Consider the following 16,545-nt stretch of genomic DNA (forward strand, 5'->3'; position numbering starts at 1 on the left):
CGCGGAAGGAACGGCGGCTGCGCGCCGAAATGGGGCTTCCGCTATCGGAGCACTCGCCCGTCGCCGTCGCGAACGGACCCGGTGAAGATCATGATCGCGTCGACCAACACCCAGATTCCGAGACCGACGAAGAGCACCAGTCCGATACCGAAGATGAATGACGTCACAAACGCCAGGAACCACAGCACGAGTTGTCCCGCGGCGACGCCGTGGGTGCCGATGTACCAGCGTCCGATGCCGAACCCGCCCAAGAACAACTGCAGCAGCCCGGCGGTACGACCACAACACAACCGTGTCGACCGAACGACCTACTGCCGTAATCGCCCGACTCGCCTGTCCGCCTTCACTTCTCCGGACCGTCGTGGCCTCGCAGATCGAGCAGCGCGGACCGCACCCGCGCGGTGTCCGCATCGGTCCAGCCCGCGGGCTGGGTCACTGCGATCCAACCGTCGAGGATGACGGTGCCGTAGTTGTGTCCGTGTCCGTCGGGTACTCCGGCCGCATTGCCCAGGTCCGCGCTGACCTGCCAGAACGTGACAATCGGGTACCACCGCATCGCGGGACTGCGGTCGCCGGCGGCGGGCTCGGAAAGCCAGTCCGGCTTCTGGTAGAGCAACTCGGGCGACCACCAGACCACGGGATCGGACGGGTGCTGGATGTACAGCACCCGCGGCGCGAGCCAGGGATCCGGATTGCGGCCGATGGCCGCCGCGTCGTTGGCGAAGCGGACCACCAGCCCGTTCGCGTAAGTCGGCTCCGCCTCCGGGGTGCCCGGGTCACGACGGTCGACGAGCGCGCGCCACAACGGATTCGAGTCGGGCGGCCCGACCCACAGAACACCGTCGACCGTCGAGCGGATCGCATTCAGATCGTCGAACGCCCCCTCACCCGCCTGCGTGCCGAGGCTCTCGCCGTAGACGAACAGTTTCGGCCGGTGACCGGGCGGCTTGGTCAGCCACCTGTCGTGCACCGCCGTCACCAGGCGGCGTCCGGCCTCCGCGGCTTTCTCGCGGTCGGCGAGGAACGAGACCCAGCTCGGCAGGTACGAGTACTGTGCCGCGACCAACGCACTGTCGCCGTTCGCGACGAGTTCGAAAGTCTGCGCGGCGGTCGGATTGACCCAGCCGGTGCCGGTGGTCGGAATGATCACGAGCGTCTGACGATCGAAGGCGCCGGTCCGCTCCAATTCGTCGACTACCAGCTTCATCTGCGCGTCCGGGCCGTCCGCCGACTCCAGACCGGCGTAGACGCGGATCGGCTCCTTCGCGGGCCGGCCGTTGTACTTGGCCAGTTCGGCCGCTCGAATGCCTCCGGAGACGAAGTTCCGGCCCTCGAATCCGAGGGTCTCCCACCGTGCCGCGGACTGCGGGCTCCCCGACTTCTCGGCCAGGGAGGGCTGCACCGCGCCGTCGCGCGTGGTGTCGTTGGTGGCGCTGAAGACGGCGTTCATCGCCGCGTAACTGCCGCGCAGCGCGACGCCGTCGATCAGCGTGTACGTCACGACCAGCATCACGATGAGCGAGATCACCCCCGCCACCCGCCGCGGGATGCGGAAGATCCGGTTGATGGTGCGCGCCAGCCACCGGCCGACGTCCCGAAGCACCCGGAACACCGCGACGATCGCGACCGCGATCACCAGGCTCAACGCCATCGCCCGCAGATAGCCGAGGTACGACGGAGGGTCGGTTCCCATCAGGTCGGCGAGCTGGGCCTGCGACCGCACGCCGTAGTACAGAGCGACCGTCGAGGCCACCGCGCACAGGATGGGGACGCCGATGCGCAAAACGCGACGAACGCGGGCCGGCGGCGGCCACCAGGCGACGCGTGAGAGAACCAGCCGCCCGATCGCGAAGGCCAGCAGCGAGCCGACCGCGTAGCCGGTCGCCGCGGCGATGCCGCCGATGAGACCCTGAAACGCCCAGAGCCGAGGAAGCAGCGAGGGCGTCAGCGACCAGATGTAGAAGACGGTCCCGATCGCCAGCCCCGGCGCGTCGATGCGCAGTACCCGCATCGTCCGGGTCACCGCCGATCCGAACCACATCGACGAATGACGAACGGCGGCGCGCGGAGTTCTCCGCGGCGCCGCCTTCGTCAGTCGCTCACCGTGACCCAACGGCTACCCGAACAACCGGGGCAGCGTTCCCTCGTACACCTCGCGCAGTTCGTCGAGCTTGACCTCGAAGTGATCCTGGACCTCCAGCGCGTCGCTGCCCTGATCCACGACACCGATGCGCGTCCACGGCATCTGCCGGGCGTCGAGCATCGCGCAGAACCTCGACTCCTCGGTGCGCGGCACGGCCACCAGGACGCGCCCCGCCGATTCCGAGAACAGCGTCACGAACGGGTCGGCGCCCTCGGGCAGCAGAATGCGGCAGCCGGTCTCGCCCGCCAGTGCGGCTTCGGCGACGGTCTGGATCAGACCGCCCTCGGAGACATCGTGCGCTGCGGAGACAAGACCGTCACGCGATGCGGCGACCAGGATCTCGCCGAGCAGACGCTCGCGTTCGAGGTCGACCTTCGGCGGCACGCCGCCGAGATGATCGTGCTCCACCTGTGCCCAGATCGAGCCGTCGAACTCGTCACGGGTGTCGCCGAGCAGGATCAACGTCTCGCCCGGCTCGGTGCCGATGTCGGTCGGGATGCGCCGGCGGACGTCGTCGATCACACCGAGCACGCCGACGACCGGTGTCGGGAGGATCGCGGTGGAACCAGTCTGGTTGTAGAAGCTGACGTTGCCTCCGGTCACTGGGATGCCGAGTTGCGCACAGCCGTCTGCGAGACCGCGAACGGCCTGGCTGAACTGCCACATCACGGCGGGGTCCTCGGGAGAACCGAAGTTGAGACAGTTGGTGACGGCGCGCGGGCCGGCACCGGAGACCACCACGTTGCGGTAGGCCTCGGCCAGTGCCAGCTGGGCGCCGGCGTAGGGATCGAGATAGGTGTAGCGACCCGACGTGTCGGTGGCGATCGCGATGCCGCGACCGGTCTCCTCGTCGATCCGGATCATGCCCGAGTCCGCGTGCTCGGCCAGGACGGTGTTGCCGCGCACGTAGCGGTCGTACTGCTCGGTGATGAACTTGCGGCTGCACAGCGCCGGGCTCGCGAGCAACTTGAGGAACGTGGCGCGCAGTTCGTCGGAGGTCTGCGGGCGCGCCAGACCCTCGGTGGTCGAGGCGACCACGTCGTCCTGCCACTCGGGGCGTGCGACGGGTCGTTCGTACACCGGTCCCTCGTGGGCGACGGTGCGCGGCGGCACGTCGACCACGGTCTCACCGTGCCACGTCACCTCCAGGTGCTCGCCGTCGGTGACCTCGCCGATCACCGTGGCGAGGACGTCCCATTTGCGGCACACCTCCATGAAGGCGTCGACGTTCTCCGGGGTCACGACCGCGCACATGCGCTCCTGCGACTCCGACGAGAGCACCTCCGCCGGGGTCATGCCCTCGGCTCGCATCGGCACCTTCTCGAGCTCGATGTGCATGCCGCCGTCGCCTGCGGCTGCCAATTCGCTGGTGGCACAGGAGAGTCCGGCACCGCCCAGGTCCTGGATGCCGACGACTAGACCTGCCTTGTACAGGTCCAGGCAGCACTCGATCAGCACCTTCTCGGTGAACGGGTCGCCGACCTGCACGCTCGGCAGCTTCTTGCGGCTCGGGCCGTTGCCGCCGTCGTCGTCGAAGGTCTCCGACGCCAGGACCGAGACGCCGCCGATACCGTCGAGTCCGGTGCGGGCGCCGAACAGGATGATCTTGTTGCCCGTGCCCGACGCGAATGCCAGATGCAGGTCCTCCACGCGCAGCACGCCGGCGCACAGCGCGTTCACCAGCGGGTTGCCCTGGTAGCTGGGGTCGAACACCGTCTCGCCGCCGATGTTGGGCAGGCCGAGGGAGTTGCCGTAGCCGCCGATGCCGCGGACCACGCCGTCGACCACGCGCCGGGTGTCGGGCGCATCGGCCGCACCGAATCGGAGCTGGTCCATGACCGCGATCGGCCGCGCGCCCATCGCCATGATGTCGCGGACGATGCCGCCGACGCCGGTCGCCGCGCCCTGGTAGGGCTCGACGTAGCTCGGGTGGTTGTGCGACTCGACCTTGAACGTGACGGCCCATCCGTCGCCGACGTCGACCACGCCCGCGTTCTCGCCGATCCCGGCGAGCATTCCCGCCCGCATCTCCTCGGTGGTCGTCTCGCCGAAGTAGCGCAGGTGCACCTTCGACGACTTGTAGCTGCAGTGTTCAGACCACATCACCGAGTACATGGCGAGTTCGGCGTCGGTGGGACGGCGGCCGAGGATCTCCCGGATCCGGGCGTATTCGTCGTCCTTGAGACCGAGCTCGGCATAGGGCTGCGGCTGATCGGGGGTATCGGCGGCGTGGGAAACGGTATCGACCTGGGCGCTCACGGCGACCATTCTATGCGAGGTCACGCGGGTGGACGGCCACGCCTCCGGCCGGGGTGCGCGAGCACCACCGGGATGCGGCGCGCGGGTGCCCTCTGCTGGGAGTTCGCGCGGTCCGGCCCCGCTTGTCGGAGGGTATGGATACAGTTTGCGCACACCAGGTTCGGGGGGACCACATGGCCGAGGGGCAGATTCTATCCACGCGCGCTCTATCCACGCGCGGAGCGGCAGACGCCAAGTCGCCTGCCCGCGAGTACTTCATCGCCGGGCTCACGGCAGCCGGATTCCTGACCGGCGGCGGGCCGCCCGATCCGAAACGAGCCGAGGCGGCCTTCACCCGCGCCACCGAGCTCGACGGCGCACTCGGCGACGCCTGGCTGGGACGGGTCGCCGTCGGCGATCGATCGGGTCCGGTGCTGCTGGGGCTGTACCGAGCGCGCGATTCGATCGGCGCCGAGCAACGCCGCTTGGGACTTCCGACCGGTGTGCTGGCCGGGCATCTGCCGAGCGGGATGTTCATCGACCTGCCGATCACCGGACCGGCGGACGCCGCCGCGGCATATGCGGCGTCCCTGCTGGCCGGCGGAGACGTGGCCGGCGCCGAGGACGTACTGGCCGAGATCGAGCACGCCGACTCGACCGCCGACTTCTGCCGCGGCATTGTCGAGCTACGCAAGCGCCGTTGGCGCGATGTCCTGCGGACACTCTCCGTCTCAAGCACGTGGAACGACGAGTATCTCTGCGCCGCAGCCGACTTCATGATCGGAACGGCCTGTGTGCAGTTGGGCCTGTTCGAGGAGGGGCTGCGCAGACTGTCGAGCGCCGGGGACTCGGCGCTCACCAATTGCCGGCCGCAGGCCCTCTTCACGATGGGGCTGGCCCTGCGCGCACAGGGCGACGAGTCCGCTGCCCGGTCTGCGTTCGAAGAGGCCTACGCCCTGGACTCACGGCTCACCGACGCCGCCCGCGCGCTCGCCGATCCGTCGCTGCAGCTGACGGTCGATCGCGCGGTCGAACCCGCCGGCGGCCCTCGCGCCGAACGGGGGCGCGGCGTCGACGAACCCGCGTTGCGGGAGGTGTCCGAGGAGCTCGCCGCTCAGATCGGGCTGGCACCGGTCAAAGAACAGGTCGAGCGGCTGCGCGCGGCGGTCACCCTCGCGCAGTTGCGATCGGAGAAGGGACTGCGCACACAGTCGCGCAGTCTGCACCTCGCCTTCACCGGACCGCCGGGGACCGGTAAGACCACGATCGCGCGTCTGGTCGCGCGGCTGTACCGTGCGCTCGGTCTGCTGTCGACGGACACGGTCGTCGAAGTCAGTCGAAAAGACCTCGTCGGACAGCACCTGGGCGCCACGGCACCGAAGACGTCAGCGGTCGTGGACTCCGCCCTCGACGGTGTGCTGTTCATCGACGAGGCGTACACCCTCGTCCAGGAGGGGCTCGCCGGCGGCGACGCCTTCGGCCGCGAAGCCGTCGACACGCTGCTCGCTCGCATGGAGAACGACCGGGACCGCCTGGTCGTGATCATCGCAGGCTACGACGACGACATCGACCGACTCCTGTCCGCGAACGAGGGTCTGGCGTCCCGCTTCGCCCGCCGGATCCGATTCAACTCGTACACACCGGGTGAGCTGATCCGGATCGCCGAATCGATCGCTCAGCACCGGGACGCCCGGCTGTCGGCGGAGGCGACGGCGATGCTCGAAACAGAGTTCGCCGACCTCTACGGCCTGATCCATGAGGGCCGCCGCGCATCGGATACCGCGGGCAACGCCCGTTTCGTGCGCAACGTCGTCGAAGCCGCAGAGGAGGAACGCGAGCTGCGGCTCGCCCGGACCGCCGAGCTCGCGATGCTGACCGAATCGGATCTGATGACCGTGACCGGCGCCGACATGCGCGCCGCACTGGCCCAGTTCGCCGATATCGGCGCCGTCCCCGCCGACGACGACCCGGATGACCGATTCGCGTAGCCTTTCAGCCGACGAACAGCTGGCTACAGCCCCAAGTCGCGCATGATCCGGTCGGCGATCTGCTTCGGTGACCCATCGCCCGGGCGCACCACCAGGTCCGGACTCTCGGGCACTTCGTACGGAGAGTCGATGCCGGTGAACTGGGTGATCTCGCCGGCCCGGGCTTTCGCGTAGAGGCCTTTGGGGTCACGTGCCTCGCAGTCGTCGAGCGGAGTGTCGACGAAGATCTCATAGAACGGCAGATCAGCCGCTTCGTGAATCTCCCTGGCCCGCTGCCGCTCTGCGGCGAACGGGCTGATCAGCGACACCAACGCGATCGCTCCGGAATCGGCGAACAGCGACGCGACCTCCGCGGTCCGGCGGATGTTCTCGCGCCGGTCGTCGTCGCTGAAGCCGAGGTCGCCGTTGAGCCCGTGACGCAGATTGTCGCCGTCGAGCAGGTAGGCGGGCCTGCCTTCGGCGACGATCCGCCGCTCCAACTCGGTGGCGATGGTCGATTTACCGGACCCCGAGAGTCCGGTGAGCCATACGGTCGCGCCGCGATGCGACCGTCCTGCGCGCGTCACCTTGCTCGACTGCCACACCACGTGGCTGTCGTGTGCGAGCGGTGCACTGATCATGCCCGCGGCCACTGTCGCGTTGGTGGTCTCGTCGATCAGAATGAAACTGCCGGTGGCGCGGTTGCGGCGGTACTCGTCGAACATCACCGGATGCTGCGCGTGCAACGACAGCCGGCCGATCTCGTTGAGCGTGAGGGCCGTCGCGTCCTCGTCCCGATGGAGAGTGTTGACGTCGAGCCGGTAGTTGAGTCCCTGCACGCGCACGCGCGTCTCCCGGGTTCCGCAGAGCATCACGTAGGTGTTGCCTGGAGCGAGAGCGGTGCTCTCGGAGAACCAGCAGACCATCGCGTCCAGTTCACGTCCCACGTGCGGGCGATTGTTGGGCCGCACCAGCATGTCGCCGCGCACGATGTCGATCTCGTCGTCCAACGCGATCGAGACCGCCTGGGAGGCGAACGCCTCCTGGAGTTCGACGCCGCCGGGTCCCCAGATCTGCTTCACCGTGGTCCCGAATCCGCCGGGCAGCGCGACGACCTTGTCGCCCACCGCGAACGTCCCTCCGGCGACGGTGCCGGCGAAGGCGCGGTGGTCGAGGCCGTCGCTGCGCTGCGGTCGGATCACATACTGCACCGGGAACCGCGCGTCGCGCAGGTTGCGGTCGGAGGCGATGTACACGTTCTCCAGATGGCTGAGCAGCGGTCGGCCGGTGTACCAGGGCATCGCCTCGGACCGGTCGACGACATTGTCACCGCGCAGAGCCGAGATCGGGATGAAACTCATGTCGCCGACGTTGAGCTTGGCCGCGAACGCGACCACTTCGTCGCAGATCTCCTCGAACCGCTCCCGCGAGTAGTCGACGAGATCCATCTTGTTGACGCAGACCGTCAAGTGCGGGATCCCCAGGAGCGACGATAGGAAGGCATGGCGGCGAGTCTGCTCGACCACGCCCTTGCGAGCGTCGATCAGGATGATCGCGAGGTCGGCGGTGGACGCGCCGGTGACCATGTTGCGGGTGTACTGCACGTGTCCCGGCGAATCCGCGATGATGAACTTCCGGTTCTGGGTCGCGAAGTAGCGGTACGCCACGTCGATGGTGATCCCCTGCTCGCGCTCGGCGCGCAGCCCGTCGGTGAGCAGCGCCAGATCGGCGTACTCGTCTCCGCGCTGGGCGCTGGTGCGCTCGATCGCTTCGAGCTGGTCGGTGAGGATCGACTTCGAGTCGTAGAGGAGCCGGCCGATCAGAGTCGACTTACCGTCGTCCACGCTGCCCGCGGTGGCGATCCTGAGCAGTTCCGCCGGAGCGATCACCTCGGTGTCGGCCGGGCCGGCCGCACGGTTGTCGGTGCGCATCAGAAGTAGCCCTCTTTCTTGCGGTCTTCCATGCCGGCTTCGGAGATCCGGTCGTCGGCTCGCGTGGCGCCCCGCTCGGTGACCCGAGTGGCGGCGACTTCGGCGATCACCTTCTCCGGGGTGTCGGCCTCGCTTCGGACACAACCGGTGCAGGTGGCATCGCCGACCGTGCGGAAACGAACGCGCTCGACGTGTGCGGTCTCACCCGGATAGGTCTCCAGGAAGCGCGTCTTCGCCAGGAGCATGCCGTCACGGGGCACCACCTCACGCTCGTGCGCGTAGTAGATCGACGGGAGTTCGATGCCCTCCTGGGCGATGTAGTTCCAGATGTCGAGCTCGGTCCAGTTGCTCAACGGGAACACCCGGATGTGCTCACCCCGCGCGCAGTGGCCGTTGTACAGGTTCCACAGTTCGGGCCGCTGGTTGCGCGGGTCCCATGCTCCGAACGAGTCACGGAAACTGAAGAACCGTTCCTTGGCGCGTGCCTTCTCCTCGTCACGTCGCGCACCGCCGAACACCGCGTCGAACCGATGCTCCGCGATCCCCCTCAGCAGCGCCGCTGTCTGCAGCCGATTGCGCGACGTGCCCGGCCCGGTCTGCTCGACCACCCGGCCGGCGTCGATGTCGTCCTGCACGCTGCTGACGATCAGCGACACCCCGGTCTGCTCGACCACCCGGTCGCGGTACTCGATCACTTCGTCGAAGTTGTGTCCGGTGTCGACGTGCATGAGCGGAAAGGGGACCGGCGCCGGCCAGAACGCCTTGCGCGCCAGATGGAACATCACCACCGAGTCCTTGCCCCCGGAGAAGAGCATGGCGGGGCGCTCGAAGGTGGCGCCCACTTCGCGGAAGATGTGGACGGACTCGGCCTCCAGTTCCTCGAGAGTCGTCAGCTCGTACCGTCGGCCGGTTCCGGCCGGGGCGGCCGGACGGGTCCCGTCGGGCGATGTGATCATCGACGCCACTTTCCTTGACTTGTCGAATATTCGACACTTAGTGTTGGCAATATGACAGCAACGGTAGGTGACGGACGCCCCGAGCGTCAATCGTCCCCGCCGACGCGCCGCGTGGTGGACGTGATGTCGCTCCTCGTCGAGCGCGCGGGCGATTCCCTCACGCTCGCAGAGGTCGTGCGAGTGACCGGCATCCCCCGCGGGACCGCACACGCGATCGCCACTCAGCTGTGCGAACTCGGCTGGCTGTCCAGGCGGCGGGACAACTCCTTCTCACTCGGCCCCGAGTTCCTCACCGTGTCCCGGCGCGCCGCACGTCTGGACCTGGTGGCGGCGAGCGCGATCCCCGCGATGCAGACCCTCGTCGAAGAGACCGGAGTGCCGGCGTTCCTCGCGCGCCGCACCGGCGATCTGGTGACCGTGGCCGATCAGGTCGTCCCGCAGACCGCTCCCGATTCCTGGGTGCCGCCGTTGCGCCGCGTCCACCTCCGACCGCCGCTGTGCCGCGAGTTCATCGCATGGTCGGACGAGCCCGAGCGCACCGACTGGCTGGCCGAGGCGTCCGCGGACCAGCGCGCCCGCCTCGCCGCCGTCCTCGACGCGATCCGCGATCGGGGCTATTCGATCGAGCGGATCACCGGACACCACCGCGCCATCATCGACACCCTGGGCAATCTCGACGAAATGCCCGCCCAGTTGCGATCGCGGATGTCGGAACTCGTGTCGGAACTATCGGCGATCGATTACCTGCCCGCGGAATTGACCGGCGAGGTGGGTGCGGTGAGCGTCGGCGCCCCCATCTTCGACGCCGACGGAACCGCGATCGGCGCGATCGTCTCCTGCCCCGATTCGACGATGCCCGCGGACGAGGTCGCAGGGCTCGGTGCCGCGACCCGTGCGGCCGCCGACGCGGTGAGCGCCGCCGTCCGCCGCTGAACCCAGGCGTTGCCCCACGTCACGAATCGCGCTAGATTTTTTACAAGACTTCATTGTTTTTATTAGGAGGACTGGTCATGCCCGACGTCACCCTGGATGTCCGCGAGATCCCCAAGCCCCAGCGCCACCCCAAGATCTTCGGCATCTTCGACTCACTCGACGTCGGCGAGGCGATCATCCTGATCAACGACCACGATCCGCGGCATCTGCACGACGAGTTCGACGAACGACTGCCCGGCGGATACGGCTGGGACTATCTGGTGCGCGAGAAGCGCGACTACCGCATCCGCATCAGCAAGACAACCGCGGCCCCGCCGCCCCGCCTGCTCGGCAACACCGCCGAGCTCACCGACGGACCGGTCGACGCCGCCGGCGTGGCGTGGAAGCTCGACTTCGACGGCCGCGGGCTCGATTCCAACCTGATCCGGCTGGCCCCGGGCGGCGGTATCGACACGCACCGGGGAGCGGAGGTGGACGTCCTGATCCACGTGGTCGCGGGGTCGGGCACCGTCGGCACCGAGACCGGCGATGTGGCGGTGTCCGCGGGCGATCTGCTCTGGTTGCCGCGGCGGTCGGAGCGATCGTTCACCGCCGGTCCCGATGGGCTGAGCTATCTCACCGTCCACACCCACCGCGAGCCCACGCTCACGATCGAGCCGCTCGGCACCGGGCGGTGACGACATGGCCTACGTGATCGCGCTCCCCTGCGTCGATGTGATGGACCGGGCGTGCGTGGAGGAATGTCCCGTCGACTGCATCTACGAAGGCGGCCGCAGCCTCTACATCCACCCCGACGAATGCGTCGACTGCGGCGCCTGCGAGCCGGTGTGCCCGGTGGAGGCCATCTTCTACGAGGACGACGTCCCCGACGAATGGACGCCGTACATCACCGACAACGCGGATTTCTTCGTCGAGACCCTGCCCGGCCGCGACGCACCGCTGGGCTCACCCGGCGGCGCGATGAAGCTCGGGCCCACCGGGGCCGACGCACCGCTGGTGGCCTCCCTCCCGCCGCAGGGCACCGACCACTGACCGCCGTGCGCACCACGATCCTGGACACCCTCCGCGCGGCGGCCGCGCCGATGACCGTCGCCGAAGTGGCGGAGGCGACCGACATTCCGCAGACCACCGTCCGCTTTCATCTGCGCGCACTCACCGCGGACGGGCTGATCGTCGTCGACACCGCCGAGCACGACGGGCCGGGGCGGCCTCGGCTCCTCTATCGGGCGCGCCCCGCGATGGACCCGTCCGGCCCTCGCAATTACGGGATCCTGGCCGAGGTGTTGCTCCGAACACTGGCCGACACGCCGGACGCGGCCGCGCGTGCGGTGGCCGCCGGTCGCGAATGGGGGGCGGCCGGCAGCTCCGGTTCCGACGAACCGGTCGAAGATCTGCTCGCCGTACTCGACGATCTCGGTTTCGCGCCCGAAGCGGCGGGCGACCGGATCCGCCTGAACCGCTGCCCGTTCCTCGAACTCGCCCGACGACAGCCGGCCCTGACCTGCTCGGTGCACCGGGGCATAGTGCAGGGCGTGCTCAGCAGGCACCACACCGACCTCCGCCTCGAGCGGCTGGACGCCTTCGTCGACGGCGACCACTGCTTGGCGGTCCTGGCGGGAGGCCGCCGGTGAGCCGGTTGAGCGTGGAGATCGACCTCTTCACTGCGACGGGGTCGGCCGCCGTCATCGCCGGCGGCTTGGTGGCCGCCGTGGCGCGCCCGCTCGATCTGGCGAAGGGCAGTTGGCTGGCGGCCTACCTGGTGCTCGTCTGCGGCGTCGCCCTCATCGCGATCGGCATCGCACAGCAACGTGCCCCGCAGCCGATGAGCGCGCGCTTCCACGCATCACAGCTGACGGGGTGGATCGCGGCGAACGCCCTGGTGATCGCCGGCTCGCTGACCGACACACCGGCCGTGGTCGACGTCGGGTCGATCCTGCTGCTCGTCGTCCTGGCCGCCACGTGGCGGGCCGGCCTGCGCCTTCTGGGGTCGAAGGCGCCGGCGGCGTACGCCTACCTCGCGGTCCTGACGGTCCTCATCGTGAGCGTGCCCATCGGGATGGTTCTCGCCTCCCGCTGACGGCCCGCGCCGGCGCCCGGCCTACCAACCAAGCACTTGCTAGGTTAGAGTCTGTAGGTATGAGCAACGCCGTCATCCCTCCCCCGTTGGGGCCCGACGACCTCGGCCCCGACACGTCGCCCGTCGCATACGAGACCGCCGGCGCCGTCGCCTATGTCACGCTGAACCGTCCCGATTACCGCAACGCGCAGAACTCGGTGATGACGTACTCGCTGGACGCGGCGTTCCGGAAAGCCGTCGACGACACCGAGATCAAGGTGATCGTGCTGCGCGCCAACGGAAAGCACTTCTCCGCGGGCCACGACATCGGCACCCCCGAACGCGACTTCGACACGTTCTATCCCAATGTGGCGACGCTGCACTGGGATCACACGCGCGGCGACGGCGAGCCGCTCGACAGCAACCAGCGACTGGCCCGCGAGATCGAGGTGTACATGGGGATGTGCCGCCGCTGGCGGGAGATCCCGAAGCCCGTCATCGCTCAGGTGCACGGCGCGTGCATCGCCGGAGGCCTGATGCTCGCGTGGTCGGCCGACTTCATCGTCGCCTCCGACGACGCCTTCTTCTCCGACCCCGTCGCCCGGATGGGCATTCCCGGCGTCGAGTACTTCGCGCACGCGTACGTCCTCGGGGCGCGGCGTGCCAAGGAGATCCTGTTCACCGGCCAGCGCTTCACCGCGGCGCAGGCGCTGGACTGGGGAATGGTGAACCACGTCGTTCCGCGCGAGGGTCTGAGCGCCAAGGTCGACGAGCTCTGCGCGCAGATGACCGAGATGCCGATGCAGGGACTGTTCCTGAGCAAAAAGGCCGTCAACATCTGCGAAGACCAGATGGGGATGCGCAATGCCATGGACTCGGTGTTCGGCTGGCATCACTTCGCACACGCGGCCAACGACGCCGATTCGGGGGACTCGCTCGGCGGCATGGACGCGCGCAGCATGCGCGACGCCGCGCAGAAGGGTGAGGCCTGATGGACCTGCTGTTCGACGACGCCGCCCAGAAGTTCCGCGCCGAGGTCCGCGCCTGGCTGGCCGAGCACGTGCCCGCCGACCCGCTGCCTTCGATGGACACCGCCGAAGGTTTCGAAGCGCACCGCGCGTGGGAGGCCGAGATGGCGGCCGACCGGATGTCGGTGGTCAGTTGGCCCGAGGAATTCGGCGGGCGCGACGAGCCGCTGCTGCACTGGCTGATCTTCGAAGAGGAGTACTACCGATCGGGGGCGCCTGGCCGTGTGAGTCAGAACGGCATCTTCCTGCTCGCCCCGACCCTCTTCGAGCACGCGAGTCCGGAACAGCTCGCCCGCATCATGCCGCGCATGGCGCGTGCGGACGACATCTGGGGGCAGGCATGGAGTGAGCCGGAGGCCGGGTCCGACCTCGCGTCGCTGCGGTCCACCGCCACCCGCACCGACGGCGGCTGGCTGCTGAACGGGCAGAAGACCTGGAGCTCCCGGTCGAGTTTCGCCGACTGGGGGTTCGGATTGTTCCGCACCGACCCGGAGGCGCCCGCCGCCGGGAGCGAAGCGAGCGGGGCGAAATCGGGCCGGCACAGGAACATCACGTACTTCATGTTCGACCTGCGCAGCGAGGGCGTGACCGTGCGCCCGATCGCTCAGCTCGACGGCGAGGCGGGGTTCGCCGAACTCTTCCTGGAGAACGTCTTCGTGCCCGACGACCCCGACGACCCAGCCCACTCGGGCGTCATCGGCCAGGTGAACAACGGGTGGAAGGTCGCGATGAGCACCGCGGCCAACGAACGCGGACTGTCGTTGCGGTCGCCGGGCCGGTTCCTCGCTGCCACCGATCGTCTGGTGAGACTGTGGAAGGAACGCGGCGCCGACGCACCGTCGACCGCCGCCACCGACAAGGGCGTCGCCGACGCCTGGATCGGCGCACGCGCCTACGAACTGTCGACGTATCAGACGGTCAGCCGGCTGGCGGCCGGCGGACAGCTCGGCATGGAGTCGTCGATCAACAAGGTGTTCTGGTCGCAGTGGGACATCGCCGCCCACGAGACCGCACTCGACCTGCAGGGCGCCGACGCCGAACTCGCCGACCCCTGGATGGACGGCTACCTCTTCTCGCTGTCGGGACCGATTTACGCCGGCACCAACGAGATCCAGCGAAACGTGATCGCCGAGCGACTCCTCGGCCTGCCCCGCGGAGACCGATAGACCATGGACTTCCTCCTCAACGACATCCACACCGACCTGGCGTCCACCGTCGCCGCCATCGGCGAGAAGGCAGGCGGAGCAGCGGTCGCACGCGCATGGTCGGAGGGCGACCGCACCCCCGCCCTCACCGTCTACGGCCGGCTCGCCGAGGCCGGAATCACCGGTCTGCTCGTCGACGACGATCTGGGCGGCTCGGGTGCCGGTGCCACTGAGATGGTGGTCGCCGCAGAGCAGATCGGCCGGTTCGCGCTGCCCGGCCCGGTCGCCGAGACCTTCGCCGCCGTCCCCTGCGCGCTCGCGGCCGCGGGCGCGTCCGATGCGCTGGCGGCGCTGCTGAACGGCCGTCCGGCCACCATCGCGACGTCGGCCACCGCCCGTCGCGCCGCCGCGCCGGTCGACGCGGACGTCTACGTCCTGCGCGACGGAGCCCTCTCTTCGGGGGCCGTCGTCGCCGAACACCCGTCGGTCGATCCGACCCGGACGGTGGCCGACGTCGAAGCCGGAGCCGCGCTCGGGACCGCGGACGAGAGGGCGGTCGCGCATCTCGGCGCGCTGGCGACGGCCGCGCAGCTGATCGGGCTGGGCGGCGCGATGCTCGACATCGCTTCGGAATACGCCAAGGCGCGCAAACAGTTCAACCGCGCCATCGGCTCGTACCAGGCCGTCAAACACCACCTGGCCGACGTCGCCATCGCCATCGAGATGGCCCGGCCCCTGGTCCACGGTGCAGCGGTGGGTCTCGATGGAAACGCGCCGGCGGACACCGATGTGGCGCGCGACGTCTCCGCTGCGAAGGTCGCCGCGGCGGATGCGGCGTACCTCGCCTCACGCCGGAGTCTGCAGGTGCTCGGCGCCATCGGATACACCGCCGAGCACGATCTCTCGCTGTACCTGACCAAGACCCGTGCGCTCGTGTCGGCGTGGGGCACTCCCGCCGAGCACCGCGCCCTGATCCTGGAGACCCTGTGAGCACTCACGAGAGCATCAGCGCCGAAGACCGCGCAGCCTTGGCCGAGTCGATCCGCGACGTGCTGCGCCGCCGATCCGATTCCGCTTCAGTCCGCGCCGCCATCCGCACGCAGGGCCGCATGGACCGCGCCGTGTGGGAGACACTCTGCACCGAGGTGGGAGTCGCGGCCCTCGCCGTCCCCGAGCAGTACGACGGTGCCGGCGCCGCCCTCACCGAGACCGCCTTGGCCGTCGAGGAGGTGGGCGCCGCACTCGCTCCGGTGCCCGTGTTCTCGTCCGCGGTTCTGGCCGCGGGTGCCGTCCTCGCCTCCGGCGACGACGACGCGGCCGCCCGGCTGGTCCCTGGACTGGCTTCGGGCGAACGCATCGGCGCCCTGTGCTGGGCCGACGCCGCAGGGTGGTCGACGCCCGGTGTGGTCGCCGAGGCGGGCCTGCTCAGTGGGACCGCCGAATACGTGATCGACGGCGAGTCGGCCGATGTCTTCCTGGTGGTGGCCGGTCGGCCGGGCGAGGCCGGGGCCGCGCAGACACTGCACGAGGTGGACGCGAATGCCGAGGGCGTCACCGTCACCCCGCTGCCGCTGCTCGATCCCACGCGACCGCTGGCTCGCGTCAGTTTCGACGAGGTGTCGTCTACGACCCTCGCGTCGCCACCGGACGTCGCCGAGCGTATCCGCACCCTGGCTTGGGCGATGTTGTCGGCCGAGCAGGTTGGCGGCGCCGCCCGGGCCCTCGAACTGACGGTGGAGCACACCACCTCGCGCAAGCAGTTCGGGCGGGCGCTCGCCTCGTTCCAGGCGCTCAAGCACGCGATGGCCGACATGTACGTGAAGGTGGAGGCGATGCGGTCGATGTCCGCCGCGGCGATCGATGCCCTCGTCCAGGGACGCGACGACGCGGCCGAACTCGCCGCCGCCGCTCACGTCTACTGCTCGGAGGGTTACATGTCGGTCACCGGCTCCGCCGTCCAGTTGCACGGCGGCATCGGCATCACCTGGGAACACGACATCGGCATGTTCTTCAAACGTGCCCAGGCCGACGCCCAGCTGTTCGGCCAGCCGCATCACGCGCTGGCCCGGGTGAGTCTGAGCGAGCCTCCCCAGGCAGGTTGAGGCAGTCCTCCCCAGGCCGGTTGAGCGAGCCCTCCCCCGGCTGGTT

The 16,545-nt window shown here is 69.1% G+C and carries 15 protein-coding genes; 10 read left to right on the forward strand and 5 right to left on the reverse strand.

The annotated features are described in order from the left end of the window. Positions 1–41: 41 nt before the first annotated feature. The 3 genes from GSI01S_RS06815 to purL form a co-directional block, all read right to left on the reverse strand. Complete coding sequence (locus tag GSI01S_RS06815; RefSeq protein WP_156479386.1) at positions 42–290, reverse strand: TM2 domain-containing protein; 249 nt, start codon at positions 288–290, stop codon at positions 42–44. A 53-nt stretch (positions 291–343) separates the two neighbouring features. Next, complete coding sequence (locus GSI01S_RS06820; protein ID WP_051999618.1) at positions 344–2,041, reverse strand: alpha/beta hydrolase; 1,698 nt, start codon at positions 2,039–2,041, stop codon at positions 344–346. A 75-nt stretch (positions 2,042–2,116) separates the two neighbouring features. Next, positions 2,117–4,402 carry a phosphoribosylformylglycinamidine synthase subunit PurL gene (purL, locus tag GSI01S_RS06825; protein WP_006895747.1) on the reverse strand — a complete coding sequence of 762 codons (2,286 nt, stop codon included), beginning with the start codon at positions 4,400–4,402 and terminating at the stop codon, positions 2,117–2,119. Between the two features lie 173 nt (positions 4,403–4,575). Here purL and eccA point away from each other — a divergent pair, with 173 nt between their 5' ends. Beyond that, positions 4,576–6,369: a type VII secretion AAA-ATPase EccA gene (eccA, locus tag GSI01S_RS06830; RefSeq protein ID WP_006895748.1), complete on the forward strand. Its 1,794-nt coding sequence runs from the start codon at positions 4,576–4,578 to the stop codon at positions 6,367–6,369. A 23-nt stretch (positions 6,370–6,392) separates the two neighbouring features. Here eccA and cysC read toward each other — a convergent pair whose 3' ends face one another. Both cysC and cysD read right to left on the reverse strand, forming a co-directional pair. Next, entirely contained in the window at positions 6,393–8,279 is a 1,887-nt protein-coding gene (gene cysC / locus GSI01S_RS06835; protein ID WP_006895749.1) for an adenylyl-sulfate kinase, read from the reverse strand. Then, positions 8,279–9,235, reverse strand: a complete 957-nt coding sequence (gene cysD, locus GSI01S_RS06840) for a sulfate adenylyltransferase subunit CysD (RefSeq protein ID WP_006895750.1) — start codon at positions 9,233–9,235, stop codon at positions 8,279–8,281. Before cysD ends, cysC begins: the two co-directional genes overlap by 1 nt. A gap of 51 nt (positions 9,236–9,286) precedes the next feature. On the opposite strand from cysD, the gene GSI01S_RS06845 reads away from it, so the two are divergent. From GSI01S_RS06845 to GSI01S_RS06885, 9 genes are all read left to right on the forward strand, one after another. Continuing rightward, a complete protein-coding gene (locus GSI01S_RS06845; protein WP_006895751.1) occupies positions 9,287–10,168 on the forward strand; it encodes an IclR family transcriptional regulator in 882 nt (293 codons plus the stop codon). Positions 10,169–10,245: 77 nt separating this feature from the next. Next, positions 10,246–10,845 carry a DUF2249 domain-containing protein gene (locus tag GSI01S_RS06850; protein WP_006895753.1) on the forward strand — a complete coding sequence of 200 codons (600 nt, stop codon included), beginning with the start codon at positions 10,246–10,248 and terminating at the stop codon, positions 10,843–10,845. A gap of 4 nt (positions 10,846–10,849) precedes the next feature. Beyond that, positions 10,850–11,200 (forward strand): ferredoxin, encoded by a 351-nt coding sequence (gene fdxA, locus GSI01S_RS06855; RefSeq protein WP_006895755.1) that lies wholly within the window; start codon positions 10,850–10,852, stop codon positions 11,198–11,200. A 5-nt stretch (positions 11,201–11,205) separates the two neighbouring features. Next, positions 11,206–11,799, forward strand: a complete 594-nt coding sequence (locus tag GSI01S_RS06860) for a helix-turn-helix transcriptional regulator (protein ID WP_006895756.1) — start codon at positions 11,206–11,208, stop codon at positions 11,797–11,799. After that, on the forward strand, positions 11,796–12,245 hold the full coding sequence (locus tag GSI01S_RS06865) for a hypothetical protein (protein WP_006895758.1): 450 nt from the start codon (positions 11,796–11,798) through the stop codon (positions 12,243–12,245). Before GSI01S_RS06860 ends, GSI01S_RS06865 begins: the two co-directional genes overlap by 4 nt. Before the next feature lie 59 nt (positions 12,246–12,304). Beyond that, positions 12,305–13,216, forward strand: coding sequence for an enoyl-CoA hydratase (locus GSI01S_RS06870; RefSeq protein WP_006895760.1), 912 nt, complete (start codon positions 12,305–12,307; stop codon positions 13,214–13,216). Next, positions 13,216–14,418, forward strand: a complete 1,203-nt coding sequence (locus GSI01S_RS06875) for an acyl-CoA dehydrogenase family protein (protein ID WP_006895764.1) — start codon at positions 13,216–13,218, stop codon at positions 14,416–14,418. Before GSI01S_RS06870 ends, GSI01S_RS06875 begins: the two co-directional genes overlap by 1 nt. A gap of 3 nt (positions 14,419–14,421) precedes the next feature. Beyond that, complete coding sequence (locus GSI01S_RS06880; protein WP_006895765.1) at positions 14,422–15,387, forward strand: acyl-CoA dehydrogenase family protein; 966 nt, start codon at positions 14,422–14,424, stop codon at positions 15,385–15,387. Continuing rightward, positions 15,384–16,499 (forward strand): acyl-CoA dehydrogenase family protein, encoded by a 1,116-nt coding sequence (locus tag GSI01S_RS06885; protein ID WP_006895766.1) that lies wholly within the window; start codon positions 15,384–15,386, stop codon positions 16,497–16,499. The genes GSI01S_RS06880 and GSI01S_RS06885 overlap by 4 nt, the downstream gene beginning before the upstream one ends. The last annotated feature ends 46 nt before the right edge of the window (positions 16,500–16,545 follow it).

It is taken from the genome of Gordonia sihwensis NBRC 108236, from assembly GCF_000333035.1.
GTDB lineage: Bacteria > Actinomycetota > Actinomycetes > Mycobacteriales > Mycobacteriaceae > Gordonia > Gordonia sihwensis.